Raw genomic sequence first — 22269 nt, 5'->3', positions numbered from 1 at the left:
AAATAAAAAAAAGGGCTTCATCTCAGTGAAGCCCTTTGTTATTTCTCGCGTACTATCTTTTATTACACGTGATGATTACTCGTCATCCAGATTAACTAACTTGGTTGAACCACCGTGGAATTTCTCACGTTTACGCTGGACAAGCGCAAAGAAGCCAGGGATCAAGAAGGTACCCGCTAACAGCACACATAGCAGACCCCCTGTGAGTGAAATACCCAATGAGTTCTGACTAATGTGGCCCGCACCAGATGCAAAAATCAGCGGTAAAATACCTAAGATGAACGACCATGACGTCATGTTCACCGCACGGAAACGTAATTTACCACCTCGTACCGATGCTTTTTCGATATCCAGCTCTTTTTCTTCACGCTCAATCTTGGCAAATTCTACAATCAAGATGGCATTTTTCGCAGCCAAGGCTATCAAGAGTACTAAACCAATTTGTGCATACAAGTTAAGCGGTGTACCCGTTATGGCCAGCGCAATAAACGATCCTAATGTCGCAACAGGCACTACCAAGATAATAGCGAGAGGAATACTCCAACTTTCGTACTGAGCAACCATAAAGAGATAAATAAAGATAAGCGCCAATGCAAACGCATAGATAGCCTGATTACCCGCTTTTACCTCTTGATAGGCCATACCCGTCCATTCGTATTGGTAGCCTTGTGGCAACACTTCAGCTGCAACACGCTCCATTGCGGCAATTGCATCACCACTTGAATAACCTTCCGCAGGGCCACCCTGAATAACCGCAGAACGGTACATGTTATAGCGCCAAGCAACATCCGGCTCAAACACTTGGTCTATGGTTGCAAGCGTACTCAATGGGATCATTTCACCACTCGCTGAGCGAACATGGAAACGTTCTAGTGCATCAAGATCATTACGGTATTCACTATCGGCTTGGACTGTCACGCGGAAGTTCTTACCATACATAGTGAAGTCATTGATGTACATTGAACCCAGGTTACCTTGCAGGGTTTGGAATACCTCTGTTAGCGGTACACCTAATTGCTTGGCTTTTACACGATCAATATCAACATAATAATGCGGTACATTGGCACGGAAGGTACTGTAAGTGAATTGGATCTCGGGCTGTGCATTGGCCTTTTGAATCATCTCACCCATCACGTTAGCTAAATCTGTACGATTTCGACCCAAGGTGTCTTCTAATACAAATTCAAAGCCAGATGCTGCGCCCATACCAGGAACCGCTGGCGGCCCCATCGCAAAGACAATTGCTTCAGGTAATTCCATGGCGGCACGCGCATTAATACGGTTAGTGATCGCAAATGATGAATGCTCACCTTCCATGCTATTACGCTCATCCCACTCTTTCAGCTTGATGAACATAGAGGCACCGTTAGATGCCGCTGCGCCCGTTAGGAACGCATAGCCATTGGCAACCGTTATGCCTTCAACACCGGGTTCTTGCTCTACGAGTGCTTGCAGTTTAAGTGTTGTTTCTTCTGTACGCGATAAAGACGCCGCATCTGGTAACTGCACATTAACCAACAAGATGCCCTTATCTTCTTGAGGTACAAAAGCGGTCGATGTGGTTTTCGCAAGAAAAGTGACAGACAGTAAAGCGACGATAAAGAAGCTGATTAATAGCCCAGCCTTTCGTACCAGGAAGCCTGCAATCGCCCCATACTTTAACGTAATTCGATCTAAGCCACGGTTAAACGTTTGGAACCAACGCGCTGTGTTACCACCACCTTGTTTCAATACAAGCGAACACAATGCTGGTGACAATGTTAAGGCGTTAATTGACGAGATAACCACCGAAATACAGATCGTTAACGCAAACTGACGGTACATGATACCCGTAATACCCGGCAGCATAGCGACAGGGATAAACACCGCTAACAATACTAAGGTTGAAGTAATGATAGGACCAGTCACTTCTTTCATTGCGATTAAAGTTGCTTGACGCGGTGTGAGACTTGGATCGTTTTTCATATTGGTATCGACGTTTTCGATAACCAAAATGGCATCATCCACCACAATGCCGATTGCTAAGATCAAACCAAATAACGTTACAGTATTGATCGTAAAACCAGCCATTAACATGACAGCAAAAGTACCAATCAAAGAAACTGGGATCGCGACAACAGGGATCAAAGTGGCACGCATACTACCTAAGAACATATAGGTAACAGCAATAACCAAAATGATCGCTTGAATCAGCGTTACGACTACTCCTTTTATTGATTCGGCAACAAAGAGTGTGGTGTCGTAACTGGTTTCATACGCCATGCTTTCTGGCATATTACCTTTCATGCTATCAAGCAAATCCATCACAGCTTTACCACTTTCTAATGCGTTAGCATCAGACTGCAGTGACAGTGTCACAATGGAAGCTGGTTTACCACGGAACATACCGTTACCGTCATAGAACTTTTTACCCAGCTCTACACGTGCTACATCTTTAAGGTACACCACAGAACCATCGGAATTTGCACGTAATACAACGTCTTCAAACTCACTAACCGACTCTAACCGTCCTTTTGTAACCAAGTTAAACTGGACTTCTTGCACGTTGTTAAACGGCGGAGCACCGACCTTACCAGCTGCAACCTGCACATTTTGTTCAGCAAGCGCGGCATTCACATCAGACGTTGTTAAGCCAAGATTGGCCATCTTTTCAGGATCGAGCCACACGCGCATTGCATATTCGCCACCACCAATAACATTAACTTCACTGATACCTTGTACACGTGCAAGTTGATCTTTTACATTCAAGTTAATGTAGTTGATCAAGAACTTATCGTCGTACTTATCATCTGGCGAGTAAAAGTTTAGTACCATCAGCAAGTCAGGAGAACGTTTCTTTACTGTCACCCCCACCATGCGTACTTCGGCCGGTAACTTAGATTCAATCTGCGAGACACGGTTCTGGACGTTAACTTGCGCCATATCCGGGTCGGTACCGACATCGAAGGTAACATTGAGGTTATAGGACCCATCGTTGGCACTCTTAGAGGACATGTAAATCATGTTCTCAACGCCATTGACTGAAGCTTCAATCGGATCAGCAATGGCTTCTTCAACTACCTCTGCACTTGCACCAGAATAATATGCAGTCACACTTACAGATGGTGGGCTTATTTTTGGATATTCCGCCACAGGCAAGTTCATCAATGCGATGCTACCTGCGAGAGTCAAAATAATGGATATCACCAACGCAAACTTAGGGCGTTGGATAAAAAAGCGACTAAGCATAATAATTCCTTACGCCTTAGGCTCTTCAATACGAACTGTCATTCCATTTCGTACGCGTTGCAGGCCTTTAGTTAACACCACATCATCAGCATGAATACCGCTAATAATAATGACTCCTTGCTCAGTTTGAGGACCAAGTTCGACATTACGGCGTTCTACGACATTGTCTTCCTGCAATACCATGACAAAATCACCTTCAAGATCACTTTGAACCGCACGGCGCGGGATCACATTGGCTTTCATCGGTGTCTTTTCGCGCAAGAATACTTGAACATGCTGGCCAGGAAGCAAGGTATGCTCAGCATTAGGGAAACTCGCACGCAGCGATATCGTTCCTGTTTTCAGATCAATACGGTTACCTATGAAGTCAACATAACCAAGATGCCTATACGTTTTCCCCGCACCTAACGACATAACAACTTCAATGTTTTCATTGCCGCCACCAGCACCATCTAAAGCGTCAATTCCTAGGTTCAATCGTTCACGCTCGCTCACTTTAAAAGTCGTATACATAGGGTCTAAGCTAACAAGCGTGGTTAATGGGCCTGCAGATGGCGACACTAAATCACCAAGGCTTGCGTTACTGTCACTAATTCGCCCAGCAAAGGGTGCGGTAATTTTAGTGTGTGATAGATCCACTTCCGCTAAATGAAGTTGTGCTTTCGCCGCTTTCAGTTGTGCTTCTGCACTTAGCTTGTTCGCTGTGGAACGATCATAATCTGATTGACTAATGCTGCCCTTTGGCAACAAATTTTTATTACGTTGCCAATTTAATTCTGCATTGCTTAATTCCGCTTCAGCTTGTGCAATTGCAGCGTTTGCACTCGCGACTTTCGCTTCGTACGCAGCAGGATCAATTTGGTACAACAACTGACCTTTCTTCACCATTTGCCCTTCAACAAAGAAACGCTCTTTTAAGTAACCAGAAACCTGAGCAATAATGGCAACGTCTTCTTGTGCCTCTGTTCGCCCTACATATTGCTTACCTTGTTGGTAGTCAATCACCTGAACAGCTTGCGTTGCAACTAACGGGCTTGGCATTGCATGTTTGCTATCAAGCTGATCGCCGCAACCGACTAATAAACCAGCACAAATAGCGACTGCTATAATCTTCTTATTCATCACGAGAAACCAATTAAAAATCGAAATATAAAACCTACGGCTGTAGGCACGGTTTAATTTTTATAGATATACCCAAGCAACATAAAACGCAGTAGTCAGTATTCATGCCAGGCTTAGCTCACCGTTTGTACTCACTTGGGTGTATTAAAGTAACAAGTTGTCATTAATGAAACCTGAATAGTTTGTGGCTATCGTGTCTACAAATAACGCAATTGTTTCAAAATATTTCATCTGACTATTTACGCTATATAAACCAAGACTTTATATGCCACAACAGCAATATCTATCATTATTCATGCTTGGCAAACACACGCAAAGCGGAGAATAATTCAGTGACTCACAATGAAATTCCATGTCGAACGACAGTGCTTAATAAATAGAAATAAAATAAGAGAGGATGTGATGATGTTTGTGGTGGTAGGAATAAGTGATGAAAACGGGTTAGCCGCAGAAATGAAAAAACGGCTCTGAGTATATACTCAGAGCCGCTTCCCCGTTCCTAATAACCCCGTTCCCGCAGGGTCAATCTATTAAGCGTGTAGTAGCGCCATAGATTCGTTTGCGATTACCCACTCTTCGTTAGTTGGGATAACCATAGCAAGCGGTGTATTTGGCTGGGTGATAATACCTTTGTTGCCAAAACGTGCTGCTGCGTTCGCTTCTACATCTTCACGGTAACCAAAGATTTTTAGATTTTCTAAAATCTTGCTACGGATAGGTTGAGAGTTCTCACCAATACCCGCGGTGAAGATGATGCCGTCTAGTTCATCTAATGCAACCATGTAAGAGCCTACGTACTTAGCAACACGGTAGCAGAATAATTCAAATGCTAGTGTTGCGCCTTCGTGGCCACTTTCCATTGCTTCGATAACACCGCGACAATCGCTTGTTAGGCCAGAAACACCTAACAGGCCTGATTTCTTGTTTAGTTCGTCGAATACTTCTTCTTGAGTCCAACCTTTCTTCAGAAGGAACTCGATGATGCTTGGGTCAAGGTCACCACAACGTGTACCCATCATTAGACCAGCAAGTGGGGTGAAGCCCATGCTTGTGTCTACGCTCATGCCGTTTTTAATAGCACAAACAGATGCACCATTACCCAGGTGAACAGAGATAAAGCTGCTTTCTTCGATTGGCTTATTAACCATTTTTGCAGCTTCACGGCTTACAAAGTAGTGGCTTGTACCGTGGAAGCCGTAACGACGGATACCGTAGTCGTTGTATAGTTTACGAGAGATAGCACCTGTGTATGCCTTCGCTGGCATTGTTTGGTGGAACGCAGTATCAAATACAGCGTACTGAGATAGCGTTGGGAATGCTGCCATCGATGCGCGCATACCAATAACATGAGCAGGGTTGTGAAGCGGAGCAAGATCGCTTAGGTTTTCAATTTCTTCTAGTACAGAGTCATCAATCTTAACTGTGCTAGTGAATTTCTCGCCGCCGTGAACAACACGGTGACCAACAGCGATAATGTCATCTTTCAGGCCTAGTTCTTCAACTAGTGCAACGATGCGGTCAACAGCAAGTTGGTGGTGATTACCTTCGCCTAATGCGTATTCACTTTTCTCACCGTTGTATTTCCAGCTAACGTTAGCTTCTGGAAGGCCAAAACACTCACCAAGACCGCTCAGTACTGCGTCGCCGACAACAGTATCGATCAAAGCGAATTTAAGGGAAGAACTACCAGAATTAATTACAAGAACTAGTGAATTGCTCATGGTTATCTCATCATATCTAGGGTAGAGAGGACATCTATGTCCCGTACACGTCATTGACTATCACTGATGAAAATGTGTGGAGCAGCATTTTCTCAGTACTTTATGTTATGTTGGTATTATTCAATTTTTTTTGAAAAACTCAACTTTTGTTTTCAGATATTTACGAAAACTTCAAAAATCACTGGTTAAGATCAAAAAAAAGCGAGGAAATCGTTTGCTCCTGCTTAAAATTACATCGTATTTTAAACTTTAGTTTAGCTAAAAAGTAAGAGTTCGCTTTGTAACTAAACTATATTTTAATGTTTAAACACAGAAAACAAGCTCACCTTGTTGTATATATTTGCTGAAATTATCGGCTCACCGCACTAACTGATGCGAATCAACTCAGTGAATAATCAACATCCCCAATAGATCTGCACGCTAATATAGAAAATGCACGTAACGCATACCGCACTTGAATCAAGCCCTTACATCTAATCTTCATATGTTATGCGATTAACTTCGCAATCCCTTTTCATTCTATATAAAACTATAGTCAGCCTCTGTGTGGATTCGCTATAACAGATAAATAAGTAAAAGAGATAATCATAACGAGAGGTTAAGATGAAAAGTGCCTTAGTACTAGGTGTAGAGCATGTAATGGGAGCATGCTTGTGTGAATCTTTGACCCAGCATGAATGGGAAGTGATTGGCGTTGTCAGCGATACCGATAATATGGCGCCTGTTATTGCGAACTTAACACTGGCAGAATTACTACCAGAAGACATCGATTTTTTGTATCAGCTAGCAGAAGAGGTCGATACTGTTTTTTTCCATCAGCCTTATGAAAGTGATGAAAACAACGCGCCTTTTAGCTTAGAAACCATTATCTCTTTATGCGAGAATCTACACCTTCAATTGGTTATCACAACTAACCAATATGACTTCAGTACAAACTGGTTACCTTCGTTGGCTTTCTGGCGTAAAAAATCGCCGATACCGGTATCTGTTCCTAGCAAATTACTTCAGCGATTAGAAGCTGCCCGTCCACACTGTAAACAAATCCATGTTGTTTGCTTGGGGCATACGCTGGACTGTCGTAACAATGAGGGTTACTTAGGACTATTGATCAAAGAAACCGACAACCGCCTTTATATACAGTCGCCAAGCGCAACCAATTTACAGCACCATTGGACCTACCTACCTGATCTCGCTGATTCCATTGCCACGCACCTTGAAGACAGCCCAAACCGCACGAGTCAAACATCACTACATATTAGCTATTACGCAGGACACGAGGCCAGCATCGCTGATATTGCACGCTGTCTAGCACTCAGTTCAGGTAAACCCGTATTTATCACGCCGTTACCTTGGTTAGCGATGGATATTATTAGTCTATTCTCACCACTATTCAGGCGCTTCATGCATTTACGCACTTTATGGCAGCAAGGTATAGCAACACCACGCGCTCACTCACTGACGAAACTTGCTAAATCATCAACACAAACTCCGCTCGAATTAGCATTGTCGCATTCTTGGCGTAAAAAATAATGCTACCGTGAGCCGTTGAGCATAGATAAATCAAGGATATATACATGACGCCACACTTATTCATCACTATTTTAAGCCACGTATAATCCACCATCGATTCTATCTATTGCAGCCATTGAAAGAATCCGCTTTTGCTCAAACTCATAAACCGTTACATTGCCTGCATAGTCAGTACAGGAAGAAAAATGATGACAACTATGACAACCCGCTGCCCTCACTGTAAAGCAATGAACCGTTTACCTATCGAACGAGTTGCCGAGTCAGCAACCTGCGGTGCATGTAAAGAAAAACTCATTGATGGCAAGCCAGTTGAAGGTACTAGCGATAACTTTCTTTCGTTAATTCAAAGCGAAACACCAGTTGTTGTCGATTTCTGGGCCCCATGGTGTAACCCCTGTGTCGGCTTTGCGCCCATTTTTGAAGATGTAGCAGCAGAAAAAGAAGGACAGGCTCGTTTTGTTAAAATTGATACTGAAGCCCAGCAAGCGCTAGCGGCACAATATCGAATTCGTAGCATCCCAACCATTATGGTATTCAAAAATGGCCAGATGATTGATCAGCTAAACGGTGCGCTACCAAAAGGGCAATTTAGTGAATGGCTAAACGCGACACTAAGTAACTAATCATTGCTTATGTCTATCAATAGGTAAGCCACTCTTCTGTGGCTTACTGTTTGCAACTTTTCTTTGCCATTCAAGTAATAAAAACCCTTCGTTTCATATCTAAGACATCCTGCCCTAGCATGACTCCTTTACACTTGATCTACTCAGGTCAGTTTAAAGAGGCGGTTATGGCTCGTTTTCAACATTCCACCAAATGGTTGTTTACAACCCTATTTTTAACACTCACAGCCTGTAGCTCAACGCCTTTATTTGTCTCTAAGTCACCCGAGATGTACTTTTTGCTCTCAACCCAGGCATTCATTGATATGAATGACACTCGCCGTAATGGTGCTGTGGTTGATAAAGGGTTATTTTACCCCAAAAATACCTACTCCTTTGCCTACCGTTATTGTGCCACCAGCCCGGAAAGTGCCATCACTGATATTGCCGAATACCAACAACTCGCCAAGCGCACCTGTGATGCGAACCAAGGTAAGTTAGTCCATCAGTCCACAGGGACTTGGTGTGTAAGTAATGCCAACACTATTGATGAAGCACCTATTTTTTATGCCCGAATATCCAGCACCGAGCTATGGGCAGATCTTTGTCTTGATGGCCCTTTTATCACCATGCGCGTGATTGAAAATACGGATGCTGCCCCCGATGAATGGCAGGCATCAGCAAAAATACTTGGGTATCAGCCGTATACATCAACACGCCAGTTAATTTCAAAAAATGATACCTATGGCCAACTCTATCAAACACCTGTAGCCCCACTCGATGATCAGACGTGGGATCAAGAGAGTTTGTATATCTACAACTCGACGGGACAAACTGTTTGCTTATATGACCAAGCGAATGACAGTCCACTCGGTCATACTTTTTTAGGCACCGTCGACAGTGTTGATGTGGGTAAAGTACGAGTATTAGTGACGGCGAAAATAAAAGGCGACATTCGCACCGCCCCCATTATGGAAAAACTAGAATGGCACGATCGTGCTTATATTACTGCGCCCGCCCATTCTTGGTTTGTATGCGGCTAATACCGCTCTATCAATGATCAAATCATGATGGGTAACGTTTTTGCTGCAATTAGCCTAAATAAAAAAGAGGCTAACCATGGGCTAGCCTCTCACGTGGTAACTATTAGCTGGTTATATCTAATCTGGATTATTACACCGTTGATTTAGCGGGTGCACTGCCATCTGCATCTTGTGGTTTATCCGCTGTTTTACCGTGGCATTTTTTCTCCCAGTAATCTGCACCTTTAATGCCGAGTTTTACAGGGTCAAAGGTAAATTCTGTCACGCCTGCTTTTTGCTGGGCTTCATAATCTTCCAACGCTTTAAGTGCAGGTTTTGACATAAAGAAGATGATCAAAATACCCACTATATTCAGCCACGCCATCAGGCCAACACCTACGTCACCCATCGCCCAAGCTAAATCAGCCGCTTTCACCGTACCGTAAAACACCGATACCATCAGGATAATCTTCAGAACAAACATCATGCCCGAGATTTTTAGCTTACGACGAATAAACGCAATGTTCGTTTCTGCAATATAGTAGTAAGCCAATATCGTCGTAAAGGCGAAGAAGAACAGGGCAAAAGCAATAAAAGGTTTACCTAAACCCGGTAGCGCACTTTCAATCGCCATTTGCGTAAAGACAGGCCCATTGGCACCAATTTCAGCTGACAAGTTTTGTATTAAAAATGCCCCTTCACCGCCACCATGCACATTGTAAGCACCAGTCAGAAGGATCATAAATGCCGTTGCAGAACACACGAGCAATGTATCGATGTAGATAGAGAATGATTGAACTAAACCTTGCTGTGCCGGGTGCTGAACATGCGCAGCGGCAGCAGCATGAGGACCTGTACCCTGACCGGCTTCGTTAGAGTAAACACCACGCTTAACACCCCAACCAATTGCAGCACCAAACCCCGCCATTGGTGTAAATGCATCACCTAAAATCATCATGACAATACCAGGTACTTGGCTGATGTTTAGTAGAATGATAACAAACGCAATAATGATGTACGCCAATGCCATAAATGGCACAACAATTTGGGTAAAATGCGCGATACGCTTAACACCACCAAAAATGATAAAGCCAAGAATGATTGAGATAATGGTGCCTGTCGCAATTTTCGCGAAGCTAAAAGTACCAATCGCGGTTTCGATCATCGCGCCTGAGCCAAATGCAGCTTCAACAGCATTACCGATACTATTGGATTGCACGCCTGGTAATAATACGCCACACGCAAAGATCGTTGCGATCGCAAAGATCCACGCATACCAACTTTGCCCCATACACTTTTCAATGTAATAAGCTGGGCCACCACGGAACTGACCTTCATCTTCTTCTTTGTATATTTGCGCTATCGTAGACTCCGCATAAGCCGTCGCTGCACCTAAAAAAGCAACGACCCACATCCAAAAGACAGCACCGGGGCCACCAAAACCAATGGCAGCAGCAACACCTGCAATGTTACCCGTACCTACACGGCCTGATAATGAAACAGCAAGTGCTTGGAAAGATGATATCCCTTTCTCTGAACTTTTCCCTGATAACAAAAGACGCCACATTTCACGAAAATGACGTAATTGCACAAAGCGCGTAGTGACCGAATAGAATAACCCCGCCCCCAAACACAAATAAATGAGCACTGGGCTCCAAATAATTCCATTCAAAAAATCGACTACTGATTGCATGAAACACTCCCTGTTTTACATTGCTTCTTGATTGATTTGTATACAGCATAATAAACACAATGTAAGCGATATGTTAAGAATTATATCCCAAGGGTGGTTTTGGTGTGATTTAAAGCACATTAATCTAGTAAATTGGGTACAAATGAGATGTTTGTGAAATGAGAAGATAAAAGCTGGCGAGAAGTGTTACTTTGAAACAATATTCATAATGATGAATGCAAGGGTGGTAACAGAGAAAAGCGCTATACGTTAACTGTCATACCAGTAGATATTGTTTACGCTTCGTACTCAATACCATCCTGTAAAGCCACACAATTTTTGCCATTATGCTTGGCTTGGTATAACGCACGATCTGCTTTCGATACCAGCTGATCCAGTGAGGTGATTTCAGGACTCATGGTTGCAACCCCCATGCTTGCTGAAAAGAATAACGGGCCAAGATCTGTTTCTACGGCCACTTGCGACAATGCCAGACATAGCCGATTGGCAACTGCAGCCGCTTGCAATTGATCATGCCCAGGTAAGCTCAAGATAAACTCTTCGCCCCCCCAGCGCCCTATAATATCGGTCTCCCTTAAATTTTGAAGACTAACAGTTGCGAATAGGCACAATATTTCATCGCCAATCTGATGCCCATACTGGTCATTGATCTGTTTAAAATTATCAAGATCTATCATGACACAACTTAGCGGTTGGTTTTCAGCGCTAGCGACTTCAAATTGCTGAGTCAGAATTTCTGAGGTTGCTCGGCGATTGAGCAAGTTTGTCAATCCATCATAGTTAGCTTGGTGTTCTAGTTTTTCACGCAGCACATGTTGTTCGGTGATGTCCATCGCTGTCACTTGTACCGCTAATTCACCATCCCAAATCACAGGACGTGACAATAAACTTAACCAAATCGTAGAACCATCAGCCTTAAAGCCTTTTACTTCTGCTTTGATTGTTTCAGCGGCTCCGTTAATAAGAGCGGCGCTCTCGTCGAGGGCTTGCTGATGAAATGGCAATGCGATGAGAGGCATAATTGAACCATATTCAATCATGGCTTGTTCATTATCGAAACCATGCATCTGCGCATAAGCTCGATTACAAAATAAGGGGGTCAAATCACGATGAACCACAATGCCTTGAATTGAACCATCAATCAACTCGCGATAGCGCTCTTCACTGGCTTTAAGTTGGCGCTGGGTTTCAATCTGTGAGCTCAGATCAATGATGGTAATCTGCATCGCAGGTTCACCCTGCCATTCAATAACGTGGTCAACTGTAAGGACGATAAGCTCATTACCTGCGCTATCGATATTTTTATACGAACGTACCCCAGGTTTTAACCGCCCAGACATAACGCCAGCATACGTCGCGAGAGCCTTTGCATGCTCAGGTTCAGAAATTAGTTGTAGTAATGACGGAAGCGCGAGGACCTCTTCACTCGATGTGTAACCATAATGGGTTGCATACGTATCATCGGCATAGAGGGGTTTGAAATCACGGTGTATAACGACGCCGTAATGAGAGTCGATGAAGACCTTTTCATCTTTTAAAGTTATTGTCGCCACGGATCTACTCACTGAAGCATTTTCATGACCATTCGCTGCTTATCACACCAGAGATTTGATCAAACCAAACGCTATATTACACCTTTCACTGTATTCGTTATAGATATTAATTTGCGATGTATCCTCGACTTCCCTCCATCATGAACTCACATCTAATGTCGGCGATTTCAACAACGAACCCAATCGATTCAATATTAAACAAGCCTATTCCACCACAGCACGATCAGCGGCATCTACCGTGATCAAGTAATTCAAAAATAACCCGAACAACTCACTAACAGATGCAACGTTCAAATTGGCATATATTTTTTTACGATGATTTTTCACCGTTCCCATTCCAATATTTAGCTGTTCAGCTATCGCTTTTGAATCAAAACCTTGCACGATTAATTTCAGTACATCATGTTCACGCTCCGTTAGAACAGCTTGACCAAATTCATTGATTGCTTGCTCCACGGCATAACGAATACGCGCATTATTGACGGGGGCATCTGCCAATAAAAAAGATTGATTCAACCAATGCTGTCGAGTTAACGCAGCAATAACGTCATAGATTTGATGCAGGCTCTGTATTTGCTTTTTTTTCTCCGTCGAGAGCAGCCCAGAAGCTTTACCTTGTAAATAACCAAGATTGATCACCACGCACCTGTCAGTGTCGAGTGGGATCACAAACCCAACTTCATCGCTCCATCCCGTCGATTGATAAAAATCATTAATGTAATCAGGGTTTATTCCCAACTTAGCAGCCAATGCATCATGCCGATACACCCCTTGTTCCAGCCCTTCTTCAAAAGCACGAAAAAAAGGGTCATCAACATAAGAACGATTCAGGTAATGCTGAAACAATAGCTCCCTGTTTTTCGGTATTGCATCGTACAGATACACAGGCCGACGCTGGCGGTTATACCCCAAGATCACAACACAGTCGAAATCAACATGCAGACGGATCAATGCCACCAATGTCGAGGCAAAGTTTGCTTTATTCTGCGCATTGATGGTTTGAGCTAAGGCTGTTAACCATGTCGTATTGTTCATCGCTTTCTTTCACACAAAGAAACAAGTCGCTTAGCATAACAAAATGCCCTCTCTATCCCTATAGGGATAACCAAAAGTGAGGTAATTCACGTCAGGATAGCGGCATATCTCGTTCTACAGGAATCAATATGTCGACTATCAACCAAGACTTATTTAATGAATTGCAACAGCGTGGCCTAATTGCGCAAGCCTCTAACAGCGAGGAGCTACAGCAACACTTGGCTGAGTCACGTACCGTCTATTGTGGCTTTGACCCAACAGCAGGCAGCCTACATATAGGCCACTTGGTTCCTTTACTCATGCTTCATCGCTTCCAACTTGCAGGTCACAAGGCCGTCGCATTAGTTGGTGGGGCAACAGGCATGATTGGCGACCCCAGTTTTAAAGCCAATGAGAGAGTATTAAACAGCGAAGAAATCGTGAATCAATGGGTCGATGATCTAGGCGCACAAATCCAGCATATCTTAACGGATGAACACTCAACGTCAGCTGAGATCCTCAATAATGCCGACTGGATTTCAGGTATGAATATCATCCGTTTTTTCCGAGATATTGGTAAGCACTTTTCAGTTAATGCAATGATCAACAAAGAGTCGGTAAAGCAGCGTTTACATCGCCCCGATCAAGGGATCTCATTCACTGAGTTTTCATACTCTTTACTACAATCTTACGATTTTGCACACCTTAACCAGCACCACAACTGTAGCTTACAAATTGGCGGCAACGATCAGTGGGGCAATATAACCAGCGGTATCGACTTAACTCGCCGTTTGAACCAACAAAAAGTCTTTGGTTTAACCTTACCGTTAATCACCAAGTCTGATGGCACAAAGTTTGGAAAAACCGAAAGTGGTGCGGTATGGCTAGACCCAGCCAAAACATCACCTTACAGCTTTTACCAATTTTGGTTAAACAGCGCCGATGCTGATGTATACAACTTCTTGCGTTACTACACTTTCTTGAGTATTGATGTGATTGCTGACATTGAACAGCAAGATGCAGCCCGAAATGGGAAACCTCAAGCACAAAAAATACTGGCAGAAGCATTAACGATGCTAGTACATGGTCACGAAGCGCTACATTCAGCACAGCGTATTAGTGAAGCCCTTTTCTTAGGTGATTTACACTCACTTACACTTGCTGAACTAGAGCAATTAGCGCTGGATGGCTTACCATGCAGTAAATGGGATCCATCTCTGTCACTGCCTGCGCTGTTAGTAAAATCTGGGCTTGCATCGTCTAACCGTCAAGCGCGCGAATTTATGGCTAATCGCGCCATCAGTATTAATGGCGAAACGGCTATTTCTGATGACCTTAGCACCTACTTACCACTACAACAGCAATACTTAGTCTTACGTAGGGGTAAAAAACACTTTCACCTACTGCGTATTGAGAATTAAATAAACAATTCCCATTCACAGCCATAAAAGAAAAAGCCTTACTGAATGCAGTAAGGCTTTAAGTGTATGCAGATAAATAAGTGCTGACTTGATATTAGTTACACAATTTTAAAACGACCGATCATTCCCTGTAAGCCTGTTGCAAGTTGGCTTAACTCTACGCAAGCTTGTGAGGTTTGTTCTGCCCCTGCCGCTACGCTATGCGACGATTCATTAATATTCTCGACGTTGCGACTGAGTTCTTCAGTAACAGAAGTCTGTTCACTACATGCACTTGCGATCTGCATGTTCATGCTTGCGATCTGGTTTACGCCACCTTCGATTTGTGAAATATGTGTACCGGTTAACTCTGTTTGTTCAACGCATGATTGGATCAGCACACAACTTTCCTTGGTCGCTTCACCGGTGTCTTTGGCACGTTGCTGCAGCTTTTCAATAATCGCAATGATTTCGCTGGTTGATTCAGACGTACGCCCTGCTAAAGTGCGAACTTCATCTGCCACTACCGCAAAGCCGCGCCCTTGATCGCCAGCACGAGCCGCTTCAATCGCAGCATTCAACGCAAGGAGGTTTGTTTGCTCTGCAATACCGCTGATCACATCAACGACCATACTGATACTGGCGGAATCTTGCTCTAGTTGATTAACCATTTCACCCGCATGCTCAATAACAGCTGCGACACGTTGAATTTCTTCGATGTTTTTGGTTACAACGCGGGTGCTCTCATTCGCATCTTCGGTCGCTTTATTGGCCGCACTAGAAGCATCTTCAGTATTATTCGCAACTTCTTGCACCGTGGACTGCATCTGATTCATCGCAGTCGCAATCATTGTCAATTCATCTTGCTGGTGCTTCATACCATCCGATGCATGCGTAGAAACCGTACTCACCTCTTCAATAGCAGCACTTAGCTGAGTAACAGAGCTTGAAATATCATTCACCAAGTCACGTAAATGATCTTGCATTTTGATACATGAATCAGCCAATACGCCAAGTTCATCATTGCCAATGTTTTCTCTGTTCAAACGGTGAGTCAGATCACCCGCTGCAATTTTACCCGCCAACACGGTCACAAGTGATAACGGTGAGCAAATTTGGCGAGTCAAGAAGCTATTCATAACAACCATAAAAGCAATAAGTGCAAAAATACCAATTAACGCAAATGTATTCGACTGCTCAACAAAATCTAATGATTGATCCCTTTCACTCATGCTTTCTTTATGAGTTAAATTTAATAGCTTATCGAGAGAGCCTTGAAGAGTATTGAACGCTTGATAAGAATCTGAGGCAATCTTGTTAGCGTAAGCTATCTCTTTATTTTTAATTGCTGATGAAAAACCATTCTTGCTCGATACATATATATCCCAGTCTTTAATAACACTTTGAAGTTGATTACGAGACTCTGGCGTGATCGACATTGACTGGAACTGCGTCAGCTTAGCAGAAACGTTACTATTCGCTTTTTCAATGTTGGCTAATACTGTTCCCACTTGATCATTGTTACTGTTTGATAACAGGAAGAATTCATCCATTCTCAGCGAGGCAATATCTGTTTGTAGATCTTGAACCAGTACTATCCTTGGCATAGTACCGTCTGTTATGTCTAACAGATTATCTTTAATCGCTGCTATTTCTGAAATTAAAAAATAGCCTAGTGCAGCAACAGCTAGACCAATAGAAAAAAAGACAACGCCAATCTTTTTCCCTACAGACAAGTTCTTATAATGCATTATTAATGAACCTTATAGAAAATAAATAATATAAATGAGAGGTACAAAGTCGGCATATCATATAGATGACGGTATAAGTGTCAAATAATCAAGCAAAGATAAAACGGCGTACTGTAAGTATTTATTTACATGTGAATGTAAATAAATAACGTCAAAATTCAGTGACTAAAACAAGGCAAGGATTTTATAAAATATGAGGCGGTTTAGCTGACGTTTTTGTGACTTTAGTTCAAAGATTTATTATAACACCCCGCTTAATTTATAAAACCTTAACGCTTTATTTTTTAAAGTGCGCATTTTGATTTAATAATTAAGAAACGTTGAGCTGGTCTTGATTGATAAATCAAAACCAGCAATGATTGTAATCTTCACGTGCAAAGCGAACTCAATTCTCAACCCATACATCTTTAATTTCAGGCCAGCCCCAATTTGTTATTGCCACGCCTTGTAAAACATCTTGAAAACGCAGTGTTTGCTTGTGGTGGTATAAGGGGACTAGCCAAGAAGCGTTAATCATCGCTGTTGCCAGCGGTTCTATTGCTGATAAATAGGCATCGAGTTGGGTGGATTGCCGAATCGACACTAACTGTGAGGTTAGCCACTCTCTTTGTGCGGGCGATAATAGGTTATTTAACAGAGGATCGGCATATAGCCACCTAAATGCTGATGCAGGACGATTATCATCAAGGCTAGTACTGGTTAAAACCAAATCCTCTCGTACTGAATCTGTGCGGATATGTGCCTGAAGTTGTTCATAGCTATACCCCACCGTTGCTGTTTCCACACCTTTGTCTTCCAGTAGCTTAGCAATCCCCTGTGCTGCATTTCGCAAATCACTTTGATCGTAATGCGCGATAGATAGTTGCTTGGGTAAAGAGCAGGCATGTGCGAGAGGTGTAAACACCGCCGTCCAAATTGGCAAAAGGTTAGTGGCGGCTTGCAGCCCTTGAAGCTCTTCTGTCGTACCGACGGCATGCAGTATCTCTTTGGGTGCTAAATACGCGCGTAACCAATGGCGTTGCTCTTCCGTCAATACTGACTGACGCTGATTAAATACAAGATACACGCACCCGTGCTCTAACAAAGCGCGCTGCATTTCAGACTGTATCAAGCTGGTTTGATCGTACCCTGAAGCCTTTCGATTGGTATCTAAAACAGTCCCCTCGCCTTGATTACTGTCTAAGCACTGTAAATACTGTCGGCATGTTGGCAATTCAGGGAAATCATCATTAATCACCGTAGTCGCTTCACCATCTAAGGTAAGTTTCTTTTTATTAAAAGTTGGAACATGCCAAATCGTGACTTCATCAGTTAAAGCACGGCAGGCGTAATAATGCGGAAAGGCTTGTAAGTGCAACTTTTCTTTGGTGTGGCTCACCACTTGAAAAGGGCCACTGCCTATTGCACGCTTTGAGCTTGTCGATAATTGATTAGGTGGCTGGATTGAATATTTTGGATCAGCCAGTAGGCCAGCAAAACCTAAGTCGGCTTGGGTCAATTCGAAAACCAACGTATGGTCTCGGGTTGCCGTTACAGCGGCGAGATGTTCTAAATCCTGCTGATAAGCAGGCTGTTGTTGTAGCAGGGTAATTAACTGTGCGATCAACGGTGCGGTAATTTCACTGCCATCATGAAACGTTAACCCTCGGCGGAGATAAAACTTCCAACACTTACCACTACTATCATGTTGCCAATGGTGGGCAAGATCTGCTTCGATATGACCATGAGCGTCGCAGCGTACGAGGCAACTGTATATCTGACGCAAGAAAAAACGCTCGCTATTACGCTGAGGTTCATGGGGCACAATACGGCTAAACGGGCGGTAATAGGTAAGCTGTAAATGCAACTCACCAGAGCGTTGTGTCGCCCCTGATGTATCCTTTAGCAAGGATCCAAACCATTGCTGATTGCCATCTAGCATCTCTAAGGCCTTATCATAATAGCCTTGCTCTACAAACTGTAAGGCAATGATCTGCTGCAACTCTTTTGCTGCCAGGTGCAATGTCAATGTTGAACGTTGGTTTCTACCGACGCTTGGTTGCCACGTTAGCCAGTTGACAGCTTGCATTTGCCCCAATAAATTACGGGCATGGCGCAAACTAGAGCTCAACTTATCAGCAACTTCACTCAGTGTCAGCGAGAGCTCTTCTTTCGCTCCGAGTGGAATCAGCCGTGAATAATAGCGAAATAGTTTCACTTCCTGCAAAACAAGCACCTTCGTTTTTTATTTTTTCCGTATTTTAGGCAATTATCGAGAATTTTCCTATATTGTCGCGCCAATTCATCATAAATACGGCACTTAATAATAAAAATCACACTCTTTTTCGTTCCTACTTTTAACCCCATAATAGATTCAGTTCATAGAGGAACGATTATGAAAATCGAACATATCGCGCTTGCCTTCCCCATTTTGCCCTGAGTGAGAATAAGCCGACTTCCCCCCAATAAGGCGTGCTTTAATCAGATGTTATTCCCTGTCGAATAACAGGCAAAAAAACCGCTGAGTGCTTAATCATGGCACACAGCGGTTTCCCTTTATTGTCACACCTCTTTCCACATCTACGCCAACAGCCTAGCGCGACGCTAACTGCTCATGGGCACTACACATTGGAAACTTAACGTAAGCGGTTCTGGCTTATTTTTGTACAGTGTATGATGAAGCAGCATCTCTGTAAGAATTGAGCATGGCTGACTGGTAATATCTTTCCCAATAAATAACCGACTCACCGAATCAAACCAAGTCAGCTTCAATAGCTGTAAAAATTGCTGATTAGATTCAGAACCGATCTCACTGGCTACTAAGTCTTTAAGGATTTTATCCTCATCAGGGTTAACCACTCCCTCTGGCAATAAAGGTGCTAAATAAACAGCAAGCTGCATGTTCATAGGAAACACCCTAGCGTAGTTAAATAACGCCCGCATCGCATGATAATTATTGGTGACAATCAACCAATCTTTTATATTTTGAAGTACAGGCTCCTGATCGATCCTAAAGTAGGTAAAGACCGCATTACCCACAGTATCTTCAGATTCGACTTCTTGAAATATTCGCTGACTATCCAGCCCTTTAGACACAAGATAGTCGTACATATAGTCGGCTTCCACTTCCCCTGCTTTTCGCCCTTTACCTGAAACAACCACAGGGATAGTAGGATAAAGCATAGCAAGTTGATAAGCCTGATCGAGTCGACTTTCCAAAATACCGAGTTTAGGTGTCGCTCCTAACACTATCAGCCCTGAAGGCACAAAGTTTGGATCGATAGGAAGTATTCTACCCGTGTTACTTTTGATTGTGTCATAGGCTTCATTTATTACATCTTGTTGGACTGATGCAAGCTTACTCGCAACCTCGTCAACATTAATGGTTTGATTAACCCCTTCAATATTCATTTTTTCTTGATTGAGTTCACGATAGAGGCTGAAAACCGATTCAAAATCCCCCGCTTCAATCTGTGTTTTAATCTGCGCATCAGAAATGCTTACCTCATTAAGGTTATCTAATCGATTACCTATTGTTATACCGCTGGTCGCGTTTACGGTAATAGACACAGCTGTAAGCATTAATAAACATAACTTCTTGAACATGACTTCCCTTTTATATTGGAATGAAATCACCTAGCAAATATATATGTGGCTAAAATATTTTTTATTAGCTCTTCTATTTCTTGAAACTTAATTTTTTTGTCAATAAAGACACCTCACTCCAGATACTTGCAAATCGATAGCTAGAAACTCGACGAGTCGTTGGTTCAACTGGGATCGTCTTTTCAGATTCAATGTGCTTCTTAGTAAGCACATCCAATTTTTTGCTTTGTTTATTACAACTAAAAGGTACTAGCTTGTTTCTAGTAGCAAGGTTTATCTGAAGCTTATTATCCCTGTGTTTAATTCTACATTGCACGATAGAGTCGAGTGAAAAATAACCGTATCTAGTAATAGATTTTTTAGCCATTATAGAAAATGACTCTTGTAGAGACTTTTTGGACAATGGAAAGACCTTCAACAATCAGCATTCGGCAACTTTAAAAAAACTCATCTCATCCTTTAGTTCACTGACAGAGGCAGTGATCGTATTATTGATAAAAGAGGTTTCCTTACTATTATCAACATTGGTATTAACCGCACTATTGATACCTTCGATCCGTTCAGAAATATCTTTCGTCACAGACGATTGCTCTTCCGTTGCCGTTGCAACCAAGGCGTTTACATTTGAAATATCACCAATTTTTGCGGAGATATTTTCGAAAGCAAAAGTAAAATCCGTAATTATCTGCTTAGATTCAATCACCATCGTCACGTTGTCTTTCATACTCACATCGGCTTCTACTGAATTTTTTTGTAAGTTATCAATAATTTCTTGGATACCTACAGTCGCTTGCTGAGTTTTCCCCGCTAATGATCGTACTTCATCGGCTACAACAGCAAAACCTCGTCCTGCTTCACCCGCTCTTGCCGCTTCAATCGCCGCATTAAGTGCCAGTAAATTCACTTGATCTGATAGATTGTTGATCACTTGGATCACAGATACGATATCTTCAGAATAATTACGTAATCCATGAATAATCTCAGATGATGCAAGAATCGAATCATTCACTTGGGATGTGATCTCTTCCGCGCGAATGATCATCTTGCTGCTTTCTTCTATTACTTCTATTGCAGTTACCGCTGCATCTTCCGCTTCATGCGCATTTAGTGCTATCTCAGCTGCAGTCGCTGATAGCTCTGTTGCGGCGGTCGCCACTTGTTCAATTTCGGTATATGAGTATTCAGAGTTCTCGATGTTAACTTCTACGATATCTGTCAGGCGTTGCTGACTCTCTTGAATACTCGACATATGATGGGCAGATAACGATACGATAGAGCGAATACGAAGCTGGAGCTCTTCCAGTGAGTTCGCTATTGTATCTAGCTCATTCCCTGATTTTGTCATCTTCAATCGTTCAAAATCACCGGAAGCCATTGCACCAATAAAGCGTGTAATTGGGCTGATCCCTTTCAATTCATGCTTAATTACAAAGTACATAATCGCAACTACGCTCACATACAGCAGGAAGGTAATTGCCATGTTGTAGCCTAACGTAATCTTGATCTCTTCTTTTATTTCATGATCTTGTACACCATTACCTAAGAACCAACCCCAATCATCGGTTTTGATTGCAACGCTATTAATATCGGTTGTGACATCACCGTTGGTAGACTGCCAAACATAATTGACTGGCGTATTACTCGCTTTATCCGACATATTAGACATCAGCGCAAGCTCTGTCTGTTCACCGACAATTTCACTAAAAGACTTATCATGAATTTGGGGATCTGATGGTGCAGAAATAAATCGCAATAAACCTTGATTATCACGTGTTGCAGTCCATACATATTCATTATCTGAGTATTGAATGCCTCGTAATATCTCAAGCGCCACGGTTTTCGCTTTCTCCTCAGATAAGTCACCATTTTTTGCTAACAACTCTAACTTATTAACAACTTGGCTTTGTATTTGTAGGATTTGTTCAACTCTGACTTTATTTTGATCTCGCATTGAATCAAACATCGAAAATGCATTATACGAAATCATCAAAGATACAAAGATAGTCAGCAAGACTATCAGTACGACGGTTATTCTTTTAAACATTATA

General features: G+C 42.7%; 14 protein-coding genes. 4 read left to right on the top strand and 10 right to left on the bottom strand.

Features of this window, described 5'->3' with window-relative positions; genetic code table 11:
* Positions 1-75 precede the first annotated feature (75 nt).
* The 3 genes from L4C35_RS12965 to L4C35_RS12955 all read right to left on the bottom strand — a co-directional run bounded on the left by L4C35_RS12965 (position 76) and on the right by L4C35_RS12955 (position 6071).
* The gene (locus L4C35_RS12965) at positions 76-3228 is read right to left on the bottom strand and encodes an efflux RND transporter permease subunit (protein WP_428463261.1); all 3153 of its coding nucleotides are present in this window, start codon (positions 3226-3228) and stop codon (positions 76-78) included.
* Between the two features lie 9 nt (positions 3229-3237).
* Positions 3238-4350, bottom strand: a complete 1113-nt coding sequence (locus L4C35_RS12960) for an efflux RND transporter periplasmic adaptor subunit (protein WP_428463260.1) — start codon at positions 4348-4350, stop codon at positions 3238-3240.
* Positions 4351-4880: 530 nt separating this feature from the next.
* Positions 4881-6071 carry an acetate/propionate family kinase gene (locus tag L4C35_RS12955; RefSeq protein ID WP_428463259.1) on the bottom strand — a complete coding sequence of 397 codons (1191 nt, stop codon included), beginning with the start codon at positions 6069-6071 and terminating at the stop codon, positions 4881-4883.
* Positions 6072-6674: 603 nt separating this feature from the next.
* On the opposite strand from L4C35_RS12955, the gene L4C35_RS12950 reads away from it, so the two are divergent.
* From L4C35_RS12950 to L4C35_RS12940, 3 genes are all read left to right on the top strand, one after another.
* Complete coding sequence (locus tag L4C35_RS12950) at positions 6675-7601, top strand: Rossmann-fold NAD(P)-binding domain-containing protein (protein ID WP_428463258.1); 927 nt, start codon at positions 6675-6677, stop codon at positions 7599-7601.
* Between the two features lie 188 nt (positions 7602-7789).
* Positions 7790-8224 carry a thioredoxin TrxC gene (trxC, locus tag L4C35_RS12945; RefSeq protein WP_428463365.1) on the top strand — a complete coding sequence of 145 codons (435 nt, stop codon included), beginning with the start codon at positions 7790-7792 and terminating at the stop codon, positions 8222-8224.
* A gap of 167 nt (positions 8225-8391) precedes the next feature.
* Positions 8392-9246: a hypothetical protein gene (locus L4C35_RS12940; protein WP_428463257.1), complete on the top strand. Its 855-nt coding sequence runs from the start codon at positions 8392-8394 to the stop codon at positions 9244-9246.
* Positions 9247-9376: 130 nt separating this feature from the next.
* Here the strand turns inward: L4C35_RS12940 and L4C35_RS12935 are convergent, their stop codons facing one another.
* The 3 genes from L4C35_RS12935 to L4C35_RS12925 all read right to left on the bottom strand — a co-directional run bounded on the left by L4C35_RS12935 (position 9377) and on the right by L4C35_RS12925 (position 13506).
* Complete coding sequence (locus tag L4C35_RS12935; protein WP_428463256.1) at positions 9377-10918, bottom strand: alanine/glycine:cation symporter family protein; 1542 nt, start codon at positions 10916-10918, stop codon at positions 9377-9379.
* A gap of 275 nt (positions 10919-11193) precedes the next feature.
* Complete coding sequence (locus tag L4C35_RS12930; protein WP_428463255.1) at positions 11194-12471, bottom strand: sensor domain-containing diguanylate cyclase; 1278 nt, start codon at positions 12469-12471, stop codon at positions 11194-11196.
* A 204-nt stretch (positions 12472-12675) separates the two neighbouring features.
* Positions 12676-13506, bottom strand: coding sequence for a response regulator transcription factor (locus tag L4C35_RS12925; RefSeq protein WP_428463254.1), 831 nt, complete (start codon positions 13504-13506; stop codon positions 12676-12678).
* Between the two features lie 128 nt (positions 13507-13634).
* Here L4C35_RS12925 and tyrS point away from each other — a divergent pair, with 128 nt between their 5' ends.
* A complete protein-coding gene (gene tyrS / locus L4C35_RS12920) occupies positions 13635-14906 on the top strand; it encodes a tyrosine--tRNA ligase (RefSeq protein WP_428463253.1) in 1272 nt (423 codons plus the stop codon).
* A 98-nt stretch (positions 14907-15004) separates the two neighbouring features.
* Here the strand turns inward: tyrS and L4C35_RS12915 are convergent, their stop codons facing one another.
* From L4C35_RS12915 to L4C35_RS12900, 4 genes are all read right to left on the bottom strand, one after another.
* Positions 15005-16636 (bottom strand): methyl-accepting chemotaxis protein, encoded by a 1632-nt coding sequence (locus L4C35_RS12915; protein WP_428463252.1) that lies wholly within the window; start codon positions 16634-16636, stop codon positions 15005-15007.
* 385 nt (positions 16637-17021) lie between these two features.
* Complete coding sequence (locus L4C35_RS12910; RefSeq protein ID WP_428463364.1) at positions 17022-18833, bottom strand: SgrR family transcriptional regulator; 1812 nt, start codon at positions 18831-18833, stop codon at positions 17022-17024.
* Positions 18834-19219: 386 nt separating this feature from the next.
* Positions 19220-20221 (bottom strand): YdcF family protein, encoded by a 1002-nt coding sequence (locus L4C35_RS12905; protein ID WP_428463251.1) that lies wholly within the window; start codon positions 20219-20221, stop codon positions 19220-19222.
* 421 nt (positions 20222-20642) lie between these two features.
* Positions 20643-22265: a methyl-accepting chemotaxis protein gene (locus tag L4C35_RS12900; RefSeq protein ID WP_428463250.1), complete on the bottom strand. Its 1623-nt coding sequence runs from the start codon at positions 22263-22265 to the stop codon at positions 20643-20645.
* Positions 22266-22269 lie beyond the last annotated feature (4 nt).

Source organism: Photobacterium kagoshimensis (genome assembly GCF_050337045.1).
GTDB classification, from domain to species: Bacteria; Pseudomonadota; Gammaproteobacteria; order Enterobacterales; family Vibrionaceae; genus Photobacterium; species Photobacterium kagoshimensis.
Note: the sequence above shows the minus strand (reverse complement) of the source record. Positions and strands in the feature narration are given on the sequence as shown.